Source organism: Sphingomonas sp. RS2018, assembly GCF_054489605.1.
In genome coordinates, this window is the sequence record NZ_JBTMWL010000004.1 from 241,988 (window position 1) to 261,826 (window position 19,839).

Annotated in this window: 14 protein-coding genes and 2 pseudogenes; 4 read left to right on the forward strand and 12 right to left on the reverse strand. The window is 63.9% G+C overall.

Annotated elements, in window-relative coordinates:
* Nucleotides 1-77 precede the first annotated feature (77 nt).
* The 9 genes and pseudogenes from ACX40P_RS13400 to ACX40P_RS13440 form a co-directional block, all read right to left on the reverse strand.
* The gene (locus ACX40P_RS13400; protein ID WP_459126857.1) at nt 78-1,190 is read right to left on the reverse strand and encodes a hypothetical protein; all 1,113 of its coding nucleotides are present in this window, start codon (nt 1,188-1,190) and stop codon (nt 78-80) included.
* Between the two features lie 323 nt (nt 1,191-1,513).
* On the reverse strand, nt 1,514-3,934 hold the full coding sequence (locus tag ACX40P_RS13405) for a TonB-dependent receptor (RefSeq protein ID WP_459126858.1): 2,421 nt from the start codon (nt 3,932-3,934) through the stop codon (nt 1,514-1,516).
* Nucleotides 3,935-4,026: 92 nt separating this feature from the next.
* On the reverse strand, nt 4,027-4,404 hold the full coding sequence (locus ACX40P_RS13410; protein ID WP_459126859.1) for a winged helix-turn-helix domain-containing protein: 378 nt from the start codon (nt 4,402-4,404) through the stop codon (nt 4,027-4,029).
* A 1-nt stretch (nt 4,405) separates the two neighbouring features.
* Nucleotides 4,406-4,612 (reverse strand): TOBE domain-containing protein, encoded by a 207-nt coding sequence (locus ACX40P_RS13415; protein ID WP_459126860.1) that lies wholly within the window; start codon nt 4,610-4,612, stop codon nt 4,406-4,408.
* Nucleotides 4,613-4,850: 238 nt separating this feature from the next.
* Nucleotides 4,851-7,142, reverse strand: coding sequence for a S9 family peptidase (locus ACX40P_RS13420; RefSeq protein ID WP_459126861.1), 2,292 nt, complete (start codon nt 7,140-7,142; stop codon nt 4,851-4,853).
* 377 nt (nt 7,143-7,519) lie between these two features.
* A pseudogene (locus ACX40P_RS13425) lies at nt 7,520-8,491 on the reverse strand (efflux RND transporter permease subunit); the annotation flags it as partial.
* Nucleotides 8,492-8,556: 65 nt separating this feature from the next.
* Nucleotides 8,557-9,275, reverse strand: a pseudogene (locus tag ACX40P_RS13430) (IS6 family transposase).
* A gap of 122 nt (nt 9,276-9,397) precedes the next feature.
* Nucleotides 9,398-10,843, reverse strand: a complete 1,446-nt coding sequence (locus ACX40P_RS13435; protein ID WP_459126862.1) for a sensor histidine kinase — start codon at nt 10,841-10,843, stop codon at nt 9,398-9,400.
* Complete coding sequence (locus ACX40P_RS13440; protein ID WP_459126863.1) at nt 10,833-11,642, reverse strand: alpha/beta fold hydrolase; 810 nt, start codon at nt 11,640-11,642, stop codon at nt 10,833-10,835. Before ACX40P_RS13440 ends, ACX40P_RS13435 begins: the two co-directional genes overlap by 11 nt.
* 294 nt (nt 11,643-11,936) lie before the next feature.
* Here ACX40P_RS13440 and ACX40P_RS13445 point away from each other — a divergent pair, with 294 nt between their 5' ends.
* Genes ACX40P_RS13445 through ACX40P_RS13455 form a run of 3 tightly spaced genes read left to right on the forward strand, consistent with a single transcriptional unit; the run spans nt 11,937 to nt 16,023 of the window.
* Nucleotides 11,937-13,967, forward strand: coding sequence for an HAD-IIB family hydrolase (locus ACX40P_RS13445; RefSeq protein ID WP_459126864.1), 2,031 nt, complete (start codon nt 11,937-11,939; stop codon nt 13,965-13,967).
* Nucleotides 13,964-15,121 carry a hypothetical protein gene (locus ACX40P_RS13450; protein ID WP_459126865.1) on the forward strand — a complete coding sequence of 386 codons (1,158 nt, stop codon included), beginning with the start codon at nt 13,964-13,966 and terminating at the stop codon, nt 15,119-15,121. Before ACX40P_RS13445 ends, ACX40P_RS13450 begins: the two co-directional genes overlap by 4 nt.
* A complete protein-coding gene (locus ACX40P_RS13455) occupies nt 15,118-16,023 on the forward strand; it encodes a galactosyltransferase-related protein (protein ID WP_459126866.1) in 906 nt (301 codons plus the stop codon). Before ACX40P_RS13450 ends, ACX40P_RS13455 begins: the two co-directional genes overlap by 4 nt.
* On the opposite strand, the gene ACX40P_RS13460 is transcribed toward ACX40P_RS13455, so the two are convergent.
* The 3 genes from ACX40P_RS13460 to ACX40P_RS13470 form a co-directional block, all read right to left on the reverse strand.
* Nucleotides 15,963-17,021, reverse strand: coding sequence for a glycosyltransferase (locus tag ACX40P_RS13460; protein WP_459126867.1), 1,059 nt, complete (start codon nt 17,019-17,021; stop codon nt 15,963-15,965). The two genes, ACX40P_RS13455 and ACX40P_RS13460, sit on opposite strands and share 61 nt — an antisense overlap.
* Before the next feature lie 189 nt (nt 17,022-17,210).
* Entirely contained in the window at nt 17,211-17,741 is a 531-nt protein-coding gene (locus tag ACX40P_RS13465) for a hypothetical protein (RefSeq protein ID WP_459126868.1), read from the reverse strand.
* Nucleotides 17,742-17,758: 17 nt separating this feature from the next.
* Complete coding sequence (locus ACX40P_RS13470; protein WP_459126869.1) at nt 17,759-18,028, reverse strand: GlsB/YeaQ/YmgE family stress response membrane protein; 270 nt, start codon at nt 18,026-18,028, stop codon at nt 17,759-17,761.
* Between the two features lie 162 nt (nt 18,029-18,190).
* Here ACX40P_RS13470 and ACX40P_RS13475 point away from each other — a divergent pair, with 162 nt between their 5' ends.
* Nucleotides 18,191-19,648: a PAS domain S-box protein gene (locus ACX40P_RS13475; RefSeq protein ID WP_459126924.1), complete on the forward strand. Its 1,458-nt coding sequence runs from the start codon at nt 18,191-18,193 to the stop codon at nt 19,646-19,648.
* The last annotated feature ends 191 nt before the right edge of the window (nt 19,649-19,839 follow it).

The window sequence follows — 19,839 nt, forward strand, 5'->3', positions numbered from 1 at the left end:
TCGTTGCGAGTGGACGTTTCCCTCAGATTTTCGGATCGACAAGCCAACGGAGCTGCCGCCCAGCAGCTGCAGCTTGGTCAGCGCAGCGGGTATGCGGCGTTCAGACTTGCCCAGCCGGCCCGTCCGGCTTGGCTGAGATAGGGGGCGAGTGCCGCCCAGGGGACGATCATCGCGTTGGCGCATGGGGCGAGCACGTGCGGCATGCCGGGCGTGAAGGCGAGGCCGGTGCGGGTCAGGCCGATGTCCCAGAACTCCGCCTCGGCGACCGGATCGCGGCATTCCGCCTCCATTTGCCTGTCCTGCGCCATCGCCAGCCGACGCAGTGCGGGTTTCAGCGCGAAAGCGGACGTGCCGATATCGGGCCGGGGTTCGACGGCGGCGGCGCTCAGCCAGCCGTTCAGGTCCACTTCCGCCCCGGTCGAGCGGTCGAAGACGAGCGATGTCGTTTCGCCGTCTGGATGCGCGCCACCGCAATAATAGCTCGTCGACAGCGTGGCGGCCAACCACCGCGGCGATATGAGGGTCGGCGTAATCGACTGATCGTAGTTGCCGCCCATCCCCGGCGATGCCAGGCCCCCGGCGATACATCCCCACCACATGCTGTCGGCGGGCTTCTCGGCGAAGGGCGCGAACAGCCGGGCGTTGATCCGCGCCGTCTTACGGTCGGCGCCATCGAGTGCGAACGTCTCCAGCGCTACATCGTCCCGGAGAGCGCGACCGGCATCGAAGACGATGCGAGTATAGCCGACGCCGTCCAGCGTCGCCCGGGTCCGGGTGACCGTGAGCGGCTTCAGGCGCGGCGCATTGAAGGCGAGGCTGCCGCACGGCTCGTCAATCTCGCTCGCCAGGCGGGTGAGCCTGAAGGGCAGCTGCCGCCTGCCGTCGGTCCAGGTGCCTGTCAGGGCGTTGCGGGCGACCGTGGCGAACTGCCAGGCGGGGCGCGGTGCCTTGGCCCCGTCCGCGCCCTCCCGCCACGCCTTGCTGCCGCCCTGCTGTTCCAGCCCGATAAGCTGCAGGCGGGAGTCGTAGAAATAGAGTCCGGCGCCGGCGCCGTCGTAGCGCCGGGTGAGGCAGGCGCGTATCGGCAGCGATCCGACGGTGCCCTGCCACACGCCCGCCCACACCGGCGGCGGAGCCTCGTTCGCGTTTGCCCGGGGGCCGAACAGGATAGCGCCCGTTGCGATCGTCATCATAACGAAGCGGCGAAGGCAGGCGATCACACCGTTCGTCCAACTCCTTGGCCACCCCTACATCCGCTGGAGCGAGATCGGCAATGTGCAGCAGGGAATGCTATCCGGTAAGAGACCCGCTCGCAAATCAATGCAGGCAAGCCGTCGGTTAGGGATCCTGGAAAGCGAACCATTGCCACATCGACCGACAAGACCCACGCCCCGACATTCGCAGATTGTTAGCTGCGGCCCAGCTTCGGACATTGTTTCATGCGCCGATTGGGCGGAGTGGTGAATGGCTGGACCTGTTTCGCTATGGCATTTTGGCAGATGGTTCCTTTCGTTTACATCCGGAAGCGCACCGTACCCCCGATCGTACGTGGATCGCTCGGCGCGCCCAGGATCAGGCCCGAATTGCCCGCCTGGATCGTCAGGTTCTGAATATAATCGGCGTTCAGCAGGTTGCGGGCGAACACGATCACTTCCGTACCATCGGCGAAGCGATAGCCGATGTTGGCGTTGGTGAGGTTGTATCCGCGGATGTAGGTGAAGCGCGACAGGCCGGGGTCGCCGTTATAGCCGCTGCGCGAGGCGGTATCGACATGGACGAACACCGCGCCATCGCCCAGCGGCCGGCTGTAATCCAGTCCGGCCGTCACCGCCAATCGCGGCAGCGACGCGAGGCGGCGGCCGGTGAGGCTGCACTGCGTCGTCGCGGCGGTCTGTACCTCCAGTGGGCACGGGCCGGCAGGATAGTCGCTGTACCTGCCATCCGAGTAGGCGAAACTCGTGCGCGCGGTCAGTCCCGGAAGAAGGATCGCGGTGACGTCCGCCTCGACCCCCTTCACTGTCACTGCGGGGATGTTCGAGAGGTAGCCGCGCAGCTGCACCGTCTGCGTCAGCGAATTCTCAACCACGGTCGCCTGGAAATCGCGCACCTTGGTGTAGAACGCATCGACGTTGAAGATCAGGCGTCGATCGACGAGCGTGGTCTTGATGCCGAACTCGTAGGTCTCGTTGCGCTCGGGACGCACGACGGCGGTCGCCAGCACCGGGCGGTTGTTATTGTCGAGCGGCAGGCCCGACATGTTGATCCCACCCGATTTGAATCCGCGCGCGTAGCTCGCATAGGCCATTATGTTTTCCGTCGCGGCCCAGGCGATGTTGCCGCGACCGGACAGGCTGCCGTCGCTGTCATGCGCCTCGTAGCTTTGCGGGCGTAGTACACTCAGGCGCGCATTGACGAGCGCGGCGCTGGTCGTCGCCGGGCCGCCGGAGACGGTGGTGGTGTAATGGCCGTCCTTGTCCTCCTGCGTGTAGCGCAGGCCGACCGTGGCGGTGAGGCTGGGAACGATCCGCCAGTTGACCTCGCCGAATGCGGCGGAGCTGAGGCTGTGGACGTCGGTACGGCCGTCCTGGCCATAGCCGTCGAGCAGGTTGGCGGGCACCGCCGTCACCACCTGATTTGGCGCGGTGCCGGTGGTGACGGTAGTGCCGATCAGATAGCGCGCCGCCGCTGGGCCGTAGATGCTGATCGGCCGCCCGACCAGCTTCTGCCGGAACCCGTACAGACCCGCGACATAGGAGATCGGGCCGGTGCCGTTCGAGGCGAGGCGCAGTTCCTGGCTGTACTGATCCTGCCGCGACGGAATGTGCTGCGACAGCTGGACCGGAATGCCGGTATAGTCGCGGTCGTTCTCGGCATCCCAGTTCCAGAACCGCCACGCGCTGACCGATGTCAGCGTCGCGAAGCCGAGGTTCCAGTCGGTGATCGCGCTGACGCCGCCCTCATTGGTATCGACGCCGAGCGGGCCGTCGATGTCGGTGACGCGGTCGTAGGGGTTGAGGCTGGCGGGCGCGTAGCCGAACTGCGCGGCGAGACCGGCCGGCCCGCCGAACTGACGGTTCGCCGCGCGTAGGGACGTGCCGGTGCGCAGATAGACCTGGCCACAGCAATACGCCTGGAAATTGGTGAAGTCCGCGATCACCCGCATCCGGATCGTGTCGTCCGGCGCGAACAGCAACTGCCCGCGCACCGCCTGCGTGCCGAGCGTGTTGGTGTCTCGGCCGGTACGGATATTGTCGATCACACCGTCGCTCCGGGTCGAGACGCCGGAGATGCGATAAGCGATGCTGTCGGTGATCGGCCCCGATATCCAGCCCTTGGCCTGCACCAGATTGCGCTCGCCATAGGAAAGCTCTGCGAACCCTTCCTGTGTGAAGGTCGGGGCGCGGGTGGTGATGTTGAGCGCGCCGGCGGTGGTATTCTTGCCGAACACCGTCCCCTGCGGCCCGCGCAGTTCCTCCACCTGTTCGATATCGGCGAAGTCGAACGCCGCGGTCGCCGGGCGTGCGTGATAGACCTGATCGATATAGAAGCCGACGCCCGGTTCCAGCCCGTCGTTCGCCTGGCTGACCGCGACGACGCTCGATCCGAGGCCGCGGATCGTGAACGCGGTATTGCGCGGGTTCGCGGAGCTGTAGTTCAGGCTAGGGATCAGCGTCGTCAGCCCCTGCGTGTTGACGGTATAGCTCCGGTCGAGCAGCTCGCCACCCACTACCGACAGCGCGGCTGGCACGGTTTGCGCGTTTTCAGCGCGGCGCCGCGCGGTGACGACGACGTCCGGCAATCCCTCCGTCACCTCACCGATGTCGGGGTCGGTCAGGGTTACGTCGGGCGTCGTGGCGGTCGTTTGTGCGAACGCTGGCATCGCAACGACCGACATGGCGACCTTACACAGCAGAACGGCGATCCATTTCGACATCGATTGAACACCCCTCCGACGCGGGTGTCCGCGTTCGTTATGTTCGAACGTATATCGAGGTCATATCTGATCGTATATAGAGGACGCTCGCGTCAACGCTTGGACTGCGGCAACGGTTCGGGCCTGAGGCTCGCCCGCAAGCGCGCATAGGCTGGCCGATCGGCGATCCCGGCCGCCTCCGCTTCCATCTCGCGATACGCCTGTAGGACGGCGATACCGGTGTCGGTAACGCGGGCCCCCCGCTCCAGCCCCCCGCCCCGCAGCGTCTCCACCACCGGGGGATCGAAACACCGGTTCATCTCATCGACCAGCATCCAGGCCCGCCGATAGCTCATGCCGAGCGCGCGCCCGGCGGCCGAGATCGACCCATGCGCCTTGATCGCGGCGAGCAGATCGGCCTTGCCCGGTCCCAGAGCGAGCGCATCGCCACAGGCGATCTGTAGCTTCAGCCAGAGCGGGCCAATCTTCATCTCATTTGCCGATCATGACGTCGCTTGCCTTCACGATCACCGTCACCGTGTCACCCTTACTCAGCGAGAGGTCGGCGATCGCCTCCTCGGTGATGCTTGCGGTGACGATGTTGCCACTGCCGATATCGACCTTGATCGTGCCGTTGACCGCGCCCGGAGCGATCGCGACGATCGTACCAGAAATCTGATTACGCGCGCTCAGCTTCATCGCTCATCCTCGTTTCAGCAGCCAACCCGCTCGGGCTTCGTACGTGTACGTCGATCTCTTTTGCATCGCACGGCCTATCTGCACGAGCCGGGCGCAAGCAATCACTGCAAGCAAATCTCACATCGCCCGCGACAGCGAAGGCCGAAATGCGGTCACTCAGCCCGGTTCGGGCTATTCGGGAAGCGGACGCTTGTTCATTAGCGGAGCTAACGGCTGCAAGACGACGACTTGAGAAGTCCTACTTGCCTGCGCCCGGCCCCACGATCTTGAACTCCTTCGGCGGCGTCGCCCCCATCAGATGCTCAACGAAATAGTCCCACCGGCGCCGCATCATGTAACTGGACTGATCCCCATATCCGTGCCGCGCTCTGGGGAACAGGATGAGGTCGAAGTCCTTGTTCGCTTTCTGCAGCGCATCGACGACCAGCAGCGTCGCTGAAACCGGCACGTTATCATCCAGCATCCCGTGCGCGAGCAGGAGCTTGCCCTTCAGGTTCTTGGCGAGATCCTGATTGGCCTGCAGGTCATAGTTGGTCGTCTTGCCGTCACTCTCCAGTAGCCCGAGATATTTTTCGTAGTAATCGTCTTCATAGTTCCGGCTGTCGTGGTTGCCGCTCTCGGCGATCCCGACCTTGAAGAAATCGGGATAGCGGAACATCGCCGCCGCGGTCGCATTGCCGCCGCCCGAATGGCCCCAGATACCCACGCGATCGGTATCCAGCCAGGCATAGCGCGTGGCGAGGTCCTGAATCCCGGTAATCTGATCGGGCACCGCCTGCTTGCCCATGTCCCGATAATAATAGTCCTGGAAGGCCTTGGACCGTCGCGGCGTTCCCATCCCGTCGATTTCCACGACCGCGAAGCCCAGCTGGGCCAGCGCCCCCGCGTCAATCGCCGCCGGGGAGAACTGTCGCGACGGGATCGTGCCCATGAACGGCCCCGGATAGATATAGTCGATGACCGGGTATTTCAGCGTCGTATCCAGCCCCGCGGGCTTGAACAGCAGACCATGGCACAGCGTCTTGCCGTCGCTGCACCTGACGGCAATACTCTCCGGCGCCTGCCATCCCGCCGCGCGCAAGCGCGTCAGGTCGCCTTTCGCGAGTTCCTTCAGCACCGAGCCGTTCGCGCGCCGCAGCACGGCGGTCTGCGGCTCTTGCGGTGTCGAATAAATGTCGACGAAGTAGCGACCATCGCTCGATGGGATCGCAATATGGTCCTGTCGCTCGGGTGTCAGCAGCTTCGCTGCGCCACCCTTAAGGTCGATCGCATAGATGCTGCGATAATAGGGATCGACGCCGCGCTCCCGCCCGACACCGGCGACCAGCATTTTTCCGCTGCGCTCGTCGATGTGGACCGGGTGATCGACGTTCCATTGGCCGCGCGTCACCTGCCGCAGCAGCTTGCCGGTTGCGGCGCTGTACAGGTAATAATGGCCCCAGTCGTGACGCTGCGACCACCACAGGATCTCGCCGCGCTGCGACAGATAGCGCCAGTTGAACCCTTCGTCGTTGTACCCGCTGTCGAACCATGTCGGCACGGTTTCGGTGAACACGTCGCGCACCGCACCCGTGGTCGCATCGGCGATGCGGACGGTTTCCACCTTGTGATCGCGCGAGGTGGAAACGAAGGCGAGCGTCCTGCCGTCCTTCGCCCACTGCATGTCCTGCGGCCCGTCGCCGCACACCACGTCGTCGCACAGCGACGACCGATGCAGGTCCGCCGGCATCCGCAGGCGCGTCACCGTGCCCGCATCCGTATCGACGATGACGCGGTGGATCCGGAAAATTTCCCTGTCGCCGACGAACGGATATTTCCACGTCTCGACGACCGAATGGCCTACCTGCGTCGTCGTGGTCGAAAAATCGGCCACCGCCCGCTGATCCTGCTGGAAGGTCGCGACCTTCTTGGAATCCGGGGACCAGATCACGATCGCGCGATCCGAATGCTGCCAGCCCGCATTGTCGGTCGCGTAGCCGAAGTCCTTCACGCCGTCGGTCGTCAGCTGTCGCTCCGCCCCGCTGCTCACGTCGCGGACCCACAGGTTCCAGGCCCGCACGAACACGGCGCGCTTGCCATTGGGCGACAGCACCTCGGGCGGCTGATCTGACCGGCCAGCCTGCGCCTCGGCCAACTTGCTGCAACCATAGGGCTGGATCAGCGCGCACGAATATCGCTCCCCACGCACGCTCACGGTCGCGGTGTTCTTCGCGAAGTCCGGTTCGAAGCCACTCAACCAAAGCTTCGTGGCATCCCGCTCCCTCAGCCCGGCCGCATTCAGCGAGCCAAGGAGCAGCTTCGTATCGAACGCCGGCGCCTTCGTTCGCTTTTCCGCATCGACGAGCATGATCGTCGGCACCCCGTGATCGGTATCGACGTACCAGAACCGCCGCGCATCGACCCAATTGGCCGAGCGCACCGCATGGTCGACCAGTGGAGTTGTCCATGGACCCAATTGCCGCATGGCACGGCTATAGTCGGCGTCCGTCACCACCGGCCGCTGTTGCGCGACCGCTGGGCCGGCGATCATGGAAATCCAGAGGCAGCAGGCAAGCAAACGCATCGGAGGCTTTCTGAAAGAGAAGACAAGAAATCCGTGGCACGAACGAACGAAACGTCATCGGGATTTCGCTCGCCCACCCGAGGTCCGGTCGCGACCGGGATAAGATTGGCTCTTATGCAATCCGGTAGCGGCCGTCGCAATAGCACCGGTTCGCCGGCAGGCGACGCATCTCAGCCTGTTAGATTTTTGCGGATCAGGCGAGTTGCGGTCGGTCGATTACCGACCGCTCTACGCCTCGGTATGGCTGCAGATGACGCTTTTGCCGACTGACAGCTTCCTGGCCGGCAAGACCCAATCCCGGATATTCATCGTACCCTACAGACATACCAGCTAAAGACGTTCGTTCAGCTAGCGGATTCGTGTTCGGTCTGCCCTCGCCACCTGCCGAAGCGAGCGTAGAGCGTCGGCAGGACGAACAAGGTCAGCAGCGTCGCCGAGATGAGGCCGCCGATGACGACCGTCGCCAGCGGCTTCTGCACCTCCGCGCCCGCGCCGTGGCCGAGCGCCATCGGCACGAAGCCGAGGCTCGCCACCAGCGCCGTCATTGCCACCGGACGAAGCCGTGCGAGTGCGCCGTCATGGGCGGCCTGCACCCGGTCCATGCCGCGCGCCATCAGGTCGTGGATCGAGGACACCATGACGAGGCCGTTGAGCACTGCGATGCCCGACAACGCGATGAAGCCCACGGCGGCGGACACGGAGAACGGCATCCCCCGGAGGACCAGCGCCAGCACGCCCCCGACCAGCGCCAGCGGCACGCCGGTGAAGACGATCACCGCATCGCGCACCGAGCCGAGCGCACCGTAGAGCAGCAGCATAATGACGGCGAAGCACACCGGAACGACGATCAGCAACCGGTCGCGCGCCGATGCCAGGTTCGCGAACTGCCCGCCCCATTCGACATACGTACCCGGCGGCATCTTCACCTGTGCTTCGATCGCGGCCTGCGCATCCGCCACGACGCCAGCCACGTCCCGGTCGCGGACGTTCGCCTGGACCACGACGCGGCGCTTGCCGTTCTCGCGGCTGATCTGGTTCGGCCCGTCGACGACCGCGATGTCGGCCACCGTCGACAGCGGCACGAACCCGCCCGCCGAAGTCGGCACCGGCACCTGCGCGACCTCGGTCAGGTCCGACCGCGACGCTTCGGACAGACGGATCACCACCGGGAAGCGGCGATCGCCCTCGAATATCACGCCGGCCTCGCGACCGCCGATCGCGGCGGCGACGGTGTCCTGGACGTCGCCGGCGGTGACGCCGATCCGCGACATCGCCATGCGGTCGGGGCGGATGTCGAGCATTGGCAGTCCCTCGGTCGGTGCTGTCAGTCTAAAGCGAACCGCTCTCCATTTGATGCACTTGGGTCTTTGAAGGCCGCAGCCTAGCTGGCAAGCGTCTGCCACTCCGCCAGCGCGGCGGAGCGTCGTTCCCGGTAGGTTTGTCGATCGATGAGGTGGCGTTCCAGGCTGAAGTGATTGTGGACGTTGGCGTGGACAGAGGCGAACTTCTGCAGCGTCTTCATTTGTCTAAAGCGGAGCATCGCCCGCTCTCGTCGTCGGAACGGCAGGTGGCTGTTCTCCACCCTGTTGTTCGCCCAGCGGCCGATCTCCTGCTTCTCGCTATTGCCGAGCTCGTTCATCGCCGCGCGCGGTAGCTGCGCAGGCCGTCGGTGTTGATCGCTTCCGGCGAGCCATGGCGCTTCAGCGCCTTCTTCATGAAACCGAGAGCGGCAGCTTTATCGCGCGTTTTGGTAACGTAGCTCTCGAGTACCTCACCCTCGTGATCTACCGCCCGCCAGAGGTAGACCATCTCGCCGTTGAGCTTCACGTACATCTCATCCAGATGCCAACGCCAATGCCGGAAGCCGCGCATGCGGCTCACCCGCTGCCGGCGGATGTCTCCTGCAAACAGTGGTCCGAACCGGTTCCACCACAACCGCACCGTCTCATGACAGATGTCGATCCCGCGCTCGAACAGCAGGTCTTCCACGTTCCGCAGCGACAACGGGAAACGCACGTACATCAGCACAACCAGCCGGATCACCTCAGGGGAGGAGTTGAAGTATCGGAACGGCGAGGCTGGCTTGCGGGGACGAGGCATATCACACCCCTACCCCGCCTTGCTTACCGACAGGTGCATTTGCTTTGACGGAGCCCGCGCTCCGTTTGCATCACCCTGCCCCGATTTGCCTATCGAAAAGCGTGTCTGGTTCGATCGAGTCTCTAGTCGTGCACCGGCAGATCGATATTAAATGTCGAGCCTACGGCGACGGTATCATCCAGCGCGATGGTTCCGTCATGCTGTTCGACAATACCCTTGGTGATCGCCAGTCCCAAGCCTGTTCCACCTTTCGCCGTCCCCGACCCTTCCTGAGAAAATCGCTCATACATGCGTTCCCTAAATTCCGGCGAAATGCCGGGGCCTGCGTCGGCGACGCTGATACGCAGCCCGTGCATTAGGCGACGCAAACCGATCACCACCTTGCTTCCAGACGGTGAGAACCGAACCGCGTTGGACAGCAGATTCGCCATCACCTGCAGCATCCGATCGGGATCGACTGGAGCCACGATGGCGGGGTCGTCAATGTCCAGCCGGAGCGAAACGCGGTAGCTGTGCGCGTAAGGTGCGCTCTGCGCCACCGCCTCGGTGAGCAGGTCCGCGATGTTGACGCGTTGCAGCCGAATTTCGAGTTTGTCGTTCTGCAGTTTATCGATGTCTAAAAGGTCGTTGACCAGTAGCGCCAGCCGGTTGCCATTACGGAGCGCAATGTCGAGCAATGTAGCGGCGGCGGGGGGCAAGCCCTGCCCAACGCTGTTATTTAACAATGCTATCGCGCCATTTATTGAAGTCAGGGGCGTTCGAAGTTCGTGGCTCACTGTCGAAACCAGTTCGTCCTTGAATCGGGCGATCTGGCGCTCCTCGTGAACGTCCCGAAACATCCACAGGCGGCCGAGCAGCCGATTGTCCGCGATCCATCGGCTTTCGACCGCGTAGGCACGGCCGTTTTCGATGATCTCCAGATCGAGAGACGCGGTCGGGTCCGTCGACAGTCGCGCCGCCACGCTTGCATCCGTCGACCGCAGCAGCCTCGCGAACGCCTCGACGATATCGAACTCGGTCGCAATTGCGGATTCGATACCGAGCAATCGACGTGCGCCTCCATTCAGAAAAACCTCAATCGTGCGCGAATCGACGAACACGATCGGCAGCGGAAGATTGTCGATCAGGGCAGCAATGCTCGAACTCTTGCGGGCTTGGCGGCTGCCGTCGGCCTTCGACAGAACTGGCTCGATCGCTGCGGCAAACTGACGCAACCCCTCCCGCCCCGGCTGCTTCCCGATGCCCGTCACCAGAAGGCACTCATCGCGCTCCGGGATCGGTTCAACGGCCACATAATCGGGTCGCCAGCCGCAGAGCTGCGTCCAACCGAGCGAAAGGCGCAGGGATGATACATCGATGATGCCGCCCGAATGCTCCACAACGGCGACCGGTGGCATGCGCAACGTCTTGCCCACCATCCCAGACCGGGTTGCGATTTCGACCAACAGATCATCTCCGCTTCTGAGGCCAATCATCGAGACACAGGGCGTCAAATGATCGCACAGCAGGCGCAGAAGTACGGCCGTCGGATCATGTTCTGCCGACGCGAGGGTGTCTTCAGTGGGCAAGCTGCGCCTGTATTGCAACGGCAACCTTGTCCGGATCAGTCAGGTGCGGCAGGTGCCCTATCGCGTCGATCCACGTCAGGCTGCTCTGCCGTAGGTGCCGGTGCAGATACAGCGCCACAGTTTCGGGCACGGCGATGTCGTCACGCGAGTGAATCAGCGCGGTGGGTACAGTCAGCAACGGCAGCAGTTCCCGAACATCCGATTCGAAGATCACACGCAGAATCCGAACGGCGACATCGGCCCGCATGGCGCGCAGTCCTGCGGAGAAATTGGCGATGGCGCTTGGCGTATCGCTACCAATCACCGACGTGGCAAATCCAGTCACCCATGCCTGGTAGTTCGACGTCATCGGGCCGATCAAGTCTTCCAATTCCTCGTGCGTGAAACCACCACGATACCCGCTCTCCTCGTCATCGAGATAGCGAGGCGATGCGTTCAGCAGGACCAATCGTTCGAAACGACCCGGGTTCTCTATCGCTGCGAGCACCCCGATCATGCCGGACACGGAATGGCCGACATACTGCAGCCGCTCGACATCCAATTCCTCGAGCAAGGCGAGAAGGTCGTCGGCAAACGCCGATAGCGACTGATACCGTGTGGGGTTGAAGTCGGCGGGCAGCAACGGCCCGGCGCCGGCGACATCGAAAAGCAGGATCGAATGTTCATCACCCATCCGGCTCAACACGGCCGTCCATGACGTCTGATCGGTGCCGAAACCGGGTGCAAACATCACGAGTTTGCGACCGTCTCCGCGCAATCTGACCTGATGACGCCGTGCCAGCGGGCCGTCCAAACGCACTGCGCTGTCTCCAATCGCTCGACAGATCCAAGTGAAATCACCTGATTGTTAGCGAACTTTTGTCAGCCATGTCCAGCCATGCACCGAAACCAATTATACCTCGTTATTCTTTGCCGATACTTGCAGAAACGAATAGTATTGAAATATTTTCGCCGTTGCATTTAGGTAGGGCGCATAATTAATCCAGGTTATGAAATGTTTTAATTGCGGGAAACTGGAACCTGTAAAATGAACGGCCGTTCATGACGGCCCCTGATCGGGTGTGCGTACGTAGGGGCTTTGTTGATGTTCGTGATGGCGATTGCGCTTGGTGGCTGTCTGAAGGGACCACCCGTCTCATATGGGATTACCGAGGATACCGGCGGCCACATCACCTATGCGCTGGGCGCAGGAAGCGCGATAGCCGCGCGCGCCGATGTGGATCGCGTCGAGATCGTCACCCGTTTGATCGACGATGCGACTCTCGGACCGATCTACGCCCTTCCGCTTGAACACGTTGCGGAAAAGCTTTTTGTCCGACGGATCGACAGCGGCAACACTGCCTATCTGTCGAAAGACGCTAATGCGACGGATAGACCCGCGTTCACCGCCGCGCTGATCGAGCATATCGCCGCGCTCGAGTGCCGACCGGACGTGATTCACGCGCATTTTGCCGACGCTGGAGAGGTTGCGGAAGCCATACGCGTCAGGTTCGGCATCCCGTTCGTCTACACGGCGCATTCCCTCGCGATCGAGAAGGCGGGTGCGAACCCGGCGGACCGCACCTTAACGAAACGCATCGCCGAGGAGGATCGGGCGATCGCGGCGGCCGATGCGATCGTCGCATCCTCGCGGGACGAGGCGGAGCGTCAGCTCATGCTCTATCCCTCGGCGTGCCCGTCTAGGATCCACTGCATCCAACCCGGCGCAGGGCTGAACATGCGCGCGATCGATCTCGACGACGTCGATCCTTCGGCGGGCAGAGCGCTGATCGCGCCGTTTCTGCGTCACCCCGAACGACCGATGATCCTCGCGGTCGCGCGACCGGTCGACAAGAAGAACCTGACGGGCCTGATCGACCTGTTTGGCGCAAACCCTCGCCTACGGGAGCGCGCCAATCTGGTCATACTGGCCGGTCTGCGAGACGGCCCCGACTGCGGAGAAGCGGAACAGCGCCGGGTCGTTAATGGCCTGCTGTCACGGCTCGACGCGCACGACCTCTACGGCACGCTGGCGTTGCCGAAGCGGCATACGCAGGCGGACGTGGCGTCGCTGTTCGCGCTGGCTCGCCACAGCGGCGGCGTGTTCGTCAATCCCGCGCTAACCGAACCCTATGGCCTGACGCTGACCGAGTCGGCGATGCACGGCGTGCCGGTGGTCGCCACATCTAACGGAGGTCCGGCCGACATCATCGCGCGCCTGGGACATGGCTCCGTGGCGGACCCGCGCGATCCGGTCGCCTTTGCTACTGCGATCAACGCGTTGCTCGATGACCCGATCGCCTGGGCTAAGGCTTCCGCCGCCGGGCGAATCAATGCGCGCGCACTCGACTGGCGACACTATGCGGCGAGCTTCGTCGCCGTCGTGTCCGCGTTGTGCGCACCCGTCGTCGCAAGCCCCCGCGCGCGGCGTCTCCTGCTGTGCGACATCGACAACACGCTGACGGGATGCCGCGTCGGGGCCGAGGGCATGGCCGCCTTCCTCGCCGATAATTCGACGCTGGCGTTCGGCGTAGCGACGGGACGGTCCTTGCAGGAAGCACAGCGGCTGTTGACGGAGTGGCGTCAGCCATCGCCACGCGTGTTCATCACCTCGGTCGGTGCCGAAATCTATTGGCGCGAGGGCGGACGGTTGATCGCCGACGTCGACTACGCGGACCATATCGACGCGGGGTGGGACGGTGATGCGGTCGACGCACGAGTCGCTTCGCTGTCCGGGGTCGAACGTCAGCCGGCGATCGAACAGCGCCGTCACAAGCGCAGCTACTTCGTGTCCGAGCCCGCCGTCGTGGCAGCGATCCGCGACAGCACCGCCGATCTGCCGGTGCGGGTCATCCACAGCCACGGAAACCTGCTCGATATCGTGCCCATGCGGGCGGGCAAAGGTGCCGCGATGACCTGGGTCGCCCAAGCGCTGGGCATCGCACCAGAGCATGTCTATGCAGCGGGCGACAGCGGTAATGATCTCGACATGCTCGATGCCTGTCGCAACGGCATCCTCGTCGCCAACCACAGCGCCGAGCTAACGCCGCTGATCGGACGGCCGACCATCTATCTGGCCCGCCGTCCCTACGCCGCCGGCGTGATCGAGGGGATGCGCGCCTATTCGCGGTCCGCCGCGGCATGACGCGTCCGCTCGGCTACTTCGTGCATCATCAGGGGCGCGGCCATGCCGAACGCGCGGCGGCGATCGTCAACGCCCTGCCGGACACTCGTCCCGTCGTCATGTTTAGCGCGCGCGACGACATATTCCCACCGCTAAAACCCCATGTGACGATCCGCCGAATTCCGTCGCTGTTCGAAGCGACGGGTGACGAGGTGCCGGCGCTCGCCGCGCTGCGCACGCCGGATACAATGCATTGCGCGCCGGTCGGCTGGGCGGGGATCACCCATGCCGTCGCTACGATCGCCACCTGGTTCGATACCGCCCGACCGGCGCTTTTCGTGACCGATGTCTCTGCCGAACTGGCGCAGCTCGCACGCATCGCGTCGATCCCCTGCGTCAGCGTGCTTCAGCACGGGAGCCGCGACGATCCCGGCCACCTTGCGGCCTATCAATCCGCGATCGGCATTCTCGCACCGTATGCACCCGCGCTGGAGCAACCGGGCCGACCCGGCTGGATGATCGAGAAAACGCACTATGCTCCGGGAGTCGGCGTTGAGGTCGCGGCCGCACCGTCGCGAGCAGAGGCGCGCCGCATCCTCGGCCTGCCGCAAGATACGGATGTTGTGCTGATCATCGCCGGCGGCGGGGGCGCAGGCACGCCCGCCACGCCACTTACACTGGGCGCCCGATCCGAACCTGACAGTCTCTGGCTGACGATCGGCGCGGTCGAGCATGATTGGCACGCAACCGCGCCCGCTAACCTACGGCATCTTGGCTGGGTCGATACCCCCGCCCTCCATATCGCCGCCGCCGACCGCGTCGTCTCATCCGCCGGCAACACCACCGTCCATATGATCGCCGCGATCGGGCGGCCGTGGATCGTCGTGCCGGAGTGGCGATATTTCGACGAGCAGTTGTGGAAGGCACGGATGCTCGATCGGGCGGGTGCTGCCGCGACGATCGAGCATTGGCCGTCGCATGCCGCCGCATGGTCGGACGGCTGGGCAAGAGCGGCCGCGCTCGATGTCGCTCGACAGCACGCCCTCGTATCGCCCACCGCGGCGGCAACGGCGGCCACGTGGCTCGACGATCTGGCCACGCAGTGCTGGCGGCCGCCCACGATCGAACTGGTCGAAGAACCCTTTCCCCCGCCTCCCTTCGAAAGCCGCGCATGACCGTTTCGATCTGTACGCTCGCCAAGGGGCGGGCAGAGCATCTCGCCAACCTGGTCCATGGCCTCGTCGTGCAGGCTCGCCTGCCCGACGAACTGGTCGTAGCGGTCATGCAGGACCAGCCCTATACGCTGCCCGACACGCCGTTTCCCGTTCGCCAGATCATGGTCGGCAGCGACGGCATTGCGCTGGCGGCGGCGCGTAACCGGGCTGCACAGGCAGCGACCGGCAAACAGCTGATCTTCCTCGACGTCGATTGCATTCCTGCCCCCGCTTTTGTCGCGGACTATGCGCATTATCTCGATACGATCGACGTGCTGCTGATGGGCGAGGTGCTATACCTGCCCTCCGGCGCGACCGCGGACGGGATCGACTTCGCCGCGTTCGAGCGCGTGGCGGTCCAGCATTCCGAACGGGCCGGCCCGCCCACCGAACCGCTGGGTGTGTGCACCGACTATCGCTGCTTCTGGTCGCTGAATTTCGCGATGCGCCGCACAACCTTCCTGGCGCTGGGCGGCTTCGACGAGCAATATGTCGGCTATGGCGGAGAGGATACTGACTTCGGTCGCATCGTCTCCGAAAGTGGCGTGCCGATCCGCTGGTGTCGTGGCGCGCGGGCCTATCACCAGTATCATCCGCACCATATGCCCCCGGTCCATCACGTCGACAGCGTCATCGCCAACGCCGCGCGGTTTCGCGACAAGTGGGGGCATTTCACGATGGAGCACTGGCTGCGCGCGTTCACGCTGATGGGGCTTGTCGCGCTCAGGGATGGTGAGCATGTGCGGCTGCGCGAGGTATCCGAAGCGGATCTCGCGCTGACGCGGCAGCAGCAGCACCAGCCCTATGCCAGTTCGGCGACCGTATTGGCTCTGTTGGAGCCACCTGCCACTGCCGCGGCATAGGCGTCTTCATATCCGTCGATCATGGCGTCGAGCGAGAAATATCGCTCGACGCGTGTCCGGCATTGCTTTCGCGGCAATGATAAGGCGCGACGGATCGCCTCCACCAGCGCGGCTTCGTCGCCCGCCAACGCGCCACAGTCGCCGACGACTTCAGACAGCGCACCCCGATCAAGCGCGGCGACCGGCACGCCGCAGGCCATCGCCTCCGCCGCGATTAAGCCGAACGGCTCGTCCCACATCGGCGTGGCGATCAGCACCGACGCTGCGCCGATATGATCGACCAGCACATCGCTGCCCATGTGGCCGTGATAGACGCGATCGACGTCGAGCAGCGGCGCCACGCTTTCGCTAAAATAGTCCATGCAGTCGATCGGGCCGATTACGTCCAGCGCGATCCCCGCCTCTTTCGCAGCGCGGATTGCGAGCGCGGTGCCCTTGTTCGGTGTGATCCGCCCCGCCCATACCGCGCGACCGTTGCCTTCGGCGCGAAACGTCCAGCGATCCGTATCGATGCCGTTGTGGACGATCGAGGCCGTCGATGGCGGGGTCGACCACCATCCCGCCATATGCGAGCGCGATGTCGTGGTCTGTAGAAGCCAAGGTCCGGCCTGCTCTTGAATGGCGTTACTCAGTCCGTCGAATGGTGGAACATGCAGCGAGGTTACCATCGGCTGATGATCCCGCGCGGCCCAAGCATGGATGGCTGGATGCATCGCGTTGTTGTGGACCACGTCGAACCCGCTTTCGCGGATGGCTTGCCAAGCGGTGACGAAGGCCCTGTCCTGGAACTCCGACAGCCGTTCGGTCCCGCGCCAATGCGCCCAGGGCAGAACGGCCTCGTAATGCCGGGGCATGACGGTAAAGATCGGCAGATCGGGATCGCTATCGCCACTCGCGAAGAGCGTCACGTCGTGACCACGTTCGATCAGTCCGCGGGTGAGCAGGTGACAATGCGCTTCCATGCCACCCATGAACGGTGCAGCGATTGGATGACGCAAATGCGCGATGATGCCGATTTTCAACGGACGGGTACTGAGATCAGCTTGGCCATGTCAGCGCCCAAGCGACGCGGCGACTGGATCGTTCCGCCGATTATGTAGAATCAGGTTGCCCCGGCGCTGAATTGCCAGAGCTGAAGGACACAGGGACCGCAGGCGGAGAGGTAAGGCCTCTCCGCCTGCCGACATTCAGTAGGCCGCGGCTCGCGCCTGCGACGTGCTATGGCCGCCATGGCGGTAGAGAATGTCCGTCACGGACTCCCTCATCACCCCGGCCGTTGCGGTGTCGACCGATACCAATATGCCACCGTTGTCGAGCCGCTCGCTATAATAGCCTGCATCATCTTCGCTGATGCCGTGCTTCACGAGCGTCTCGTTCAGTGTTCCTGCCGCGGCGCCGACGGCCGCACCGATTGCTGCGGCGCCTGGAACCGCCGTCGCTGCAATTGCGCCCGCCGCAACCAGCGGACCGACGCCCGGGATCGCGAGCGCTGCGATGCCGAGGCCTGCGCCTAAGGCACCACCGCCAAGGATGCCACGCAGCACGCTGCCGTGCTCCTCGCCCGCGGCCACACTATCGCCGTCACCGATTGAGGCGGCGTCGCCTTCTTGTGTGACGACGGACAGTGCGCCATCTGGAACGCCCGCGCTGCGCAGGTCCGCGACCGCCGCCTGTGCTTCGGCATGATTGTCGAAAATTGCTGATACCAACTTTGTCATGTTTTGAGCTCCTGAATTCAACGCACCGAACCGCGGCGAAAAAGGTTGATGATGGCGAGCAGTACGACCGCACCGATCAGCGAGACGAGCACCGACTGAACGCTGATGACGCCGCTGGTGATCGGCGCGCCACCTATCAGGGGCGTGACGATGAAGCTGGCCAGCAGAGCGCCAATGATACCGACAACGACGTTGAGGATGATCCCCTGCTGCCCATCGGTGCGCATGATGAGGCTGGCGACCCAGCCGATCAGACCGCCGACGACGAGTAGGACGATGAGGCCCATGATTGCTCCCTTTCGAATGTTACTGGAGATCGACCTAACCAGCGGGCGACCGCGGATGTTCAATCCAGACGGTTGGCGGCGCAGGCTTGGTATAGTGCAGAAATACCAGAACACGTGGTATCCAACTGTGGAACCGGTGGCCGCGAGGTGCGCTGGACGGTGATGAGTCCGTCCCCGCCCCGCCTCCAGCCGACGCTCCGTCATCTCGAACAGCTGATGGCGCAGTTGCTTGACGGCGTGATCCTGATCGATCCGTCGGGTGTGATACTCAGCGCCAATCCTGCCGCCCTCAGGATGCATGGCGTCACCGATCTGGCCGGGCTGGGCTCGACCGCCGAGGACTATGCCCGACGCTTCACCCTGTGGTCCGCGGATCATCTCCTGCTCAAGCAACGCGAATATCCGCTGTTCCGTCTGCTGTCCGGCGACTCCGTGCCCGACGTTACGGTGGAGGTCGCGCCGGCCGGTGAAGACGATGTGCGATGGGTTCATGAGGTTCGCGACGTCGTGTTGGACCAGGACGGCGGCGAACCGGATTGCCTAGCGCTCGTCATCAGCGACGTTTCGGACCGCGTCGATGCGGAGGCCCGCTTCGCAGCGATGTTCCGGGCAAACCCGGCGCCGGCGATCATCGTGAGGATGGGCGATCATCGCATCCTGCAGGTGAATCCGGGGTTTCTCGCGCTTACCGGCTTCCCGCCGGAACAGCTGGTCGGCAAGAACCTGTTCGCGCTCGATCTGCTACGGGGCGTCGCCGATCCGGACACGACCCGTCACAGCCTCGAAGCCGGCGATGTCGTCGCCCAGAGCGAGGCTGAATTGCGGGTCGCCGACGGAGGACGGCGCCTCGTGGTGTTCGCCGGCCAGCCGGTCGACGTGACGGACGACGATGCCCTGCTGGTGACCTTCGCCGACCTCGAACCGCGACGGCTGGCCGAAATGGCACTCGCCACAAGCGAGCGACATCTTTCCGCGGTCTTTGAGATGGCGCCCGTGGCGATGGTGATCACGAAAGGGCTCGATCATTCGATTACAGCGACCAACGCCGCGTTTCGCGCGCTGACGGGTTCCAAGTCAGATTCGGACGACGCTGCCGGAACGGCTCGTTTGAGCCTTTGGCCGGACGGCGAGCAAGGAACGGCCCTGCAGCAGGAGTTGAGTAAGCAAGGCACGCTTCGTGATCGCGGAATCCGCGTATCGAGGACGGATGGCGGGACGATCGACTGCCTGGTCTCTGCCGAAACGATCGGGACGCACTCGATCCTCTGGCTGCTACAGGACGTGACGAAGCGGCTGAACCGCGAGCGGGAACTCGCGGATGCGATCGATGCGGTGTTTAAAGACGCCAGCTGGCTGAGCAGATCGATCCTCGACAAGCTGGCCACCTTGCGCCAGCCTGCGCTGGCCGCGCCGGCCGTCGATCTCACGCCGCGTGAGCGAGAAATCCTTGAACTCATATGCGATAATTTGGACGACGGCATGATCGCAGACCGTCTCGCGCTCTCCCGCAATACCGTCCGCAATCATGTCGCGCGCGTCTACGCCAAGATCGGGGTCAATCGCCGCAGCGGCGCTGTTGTTTGGGGTCGCGAACGAGGCATAGGGTCCTCCCGCGACTGAGCCTGAAGCCCGATCGGGACGATAAGCTCGGGTCGGGTGCTGTCAAAGCAACGGCACCACGCCCATTTAACACGAAGTTCTTTTTCACTTCCCTGCCCATCGGCAGGCAATCGACAGCATTCTCGGAACATAACCGAGCGGGTTCGCAGCACTGACAGCTCCGTCTGCATGCCAGAACGCCGAAGAAAATC

Coding starts and splice junctions, on each gene's coding strand:
- ACX40P_RS13455 (WP_459126866.1), top strand. CDS start 15,118: ATGACCGTTTCGATCTGTACGCTCGCCAAGGGGCGGGCAGAGCATCTC.
- ACX40P_RS13450 (WP_459126865.1), top strand. CDS start 13,964: ATGACGCGTCCGCTCGGCTACTTCGTGCATCATCAGGGGCGCGGCCAT.
- ACX40P_RS13400 (WP_459126857.1), bottom strand. CDS start 1,190: ATGACGATCGCAACGGGCGCTATCCTGTTCGGCCCCCGGGCAAACGCG.
- ACX40P_RS13465 (WP_459126868.1), bottom strand. CDS start 17,741: ATGACAAAGTTGGTATCAGCAATTTTCGACAATCATGCCGAAGCACAG.
- ACX40P_RS13475 (WP_459126924.1), top strand. CDS start 18,191: ATGAGTCCGTCCCCGCCCCGCCTCCAGCCGACGCTCCGTCATCTCGAA.
- ACX40P_RS13415 (WP_459126860.1), bottom strand. CDS start 4,612: ATGAAGCTGAGCGCGCGTAATCAGATTTCTGGTACGATCGTCGCGATC.
- ACX40P_RS13445 (WP_459126864.1), top strand. CDS start 11,937: ATGGCGATTGCGCTTGGTGGCTGTCTGAAGGGACCACCCGTCTCATAT.
- ACX40P_RS13405 (WP_459126858.1), bottom strand. CDS start 3,934: ATGTCGAAATGGATCGCCGTTCTGCTGTGTAAGGTCGCCATGTCGGTC.
- ACX40P_RS13410 (WP_459126859.1), bottom strand. CDS start 4,404: ATGAAGATTGGCCCGCTCTGGCTGAAGCTACAGATCGCCTGTGGCGAT.
- ACX40P_RS13420 (WP_459126861.1), bottom strand. CDS start 7,142: ATGATCGCCGGCCCAGCGGTCGCGCAACAGCGGCCGGTGGTGACGGAC.
- ACX40P_RS13470 (WP_459126869.1), bottom strand. CDS start 18,028: ATGGGCCTCATCGTCCTACTCGTCGTCGGCGGTCTGATCGGCTGGGTC.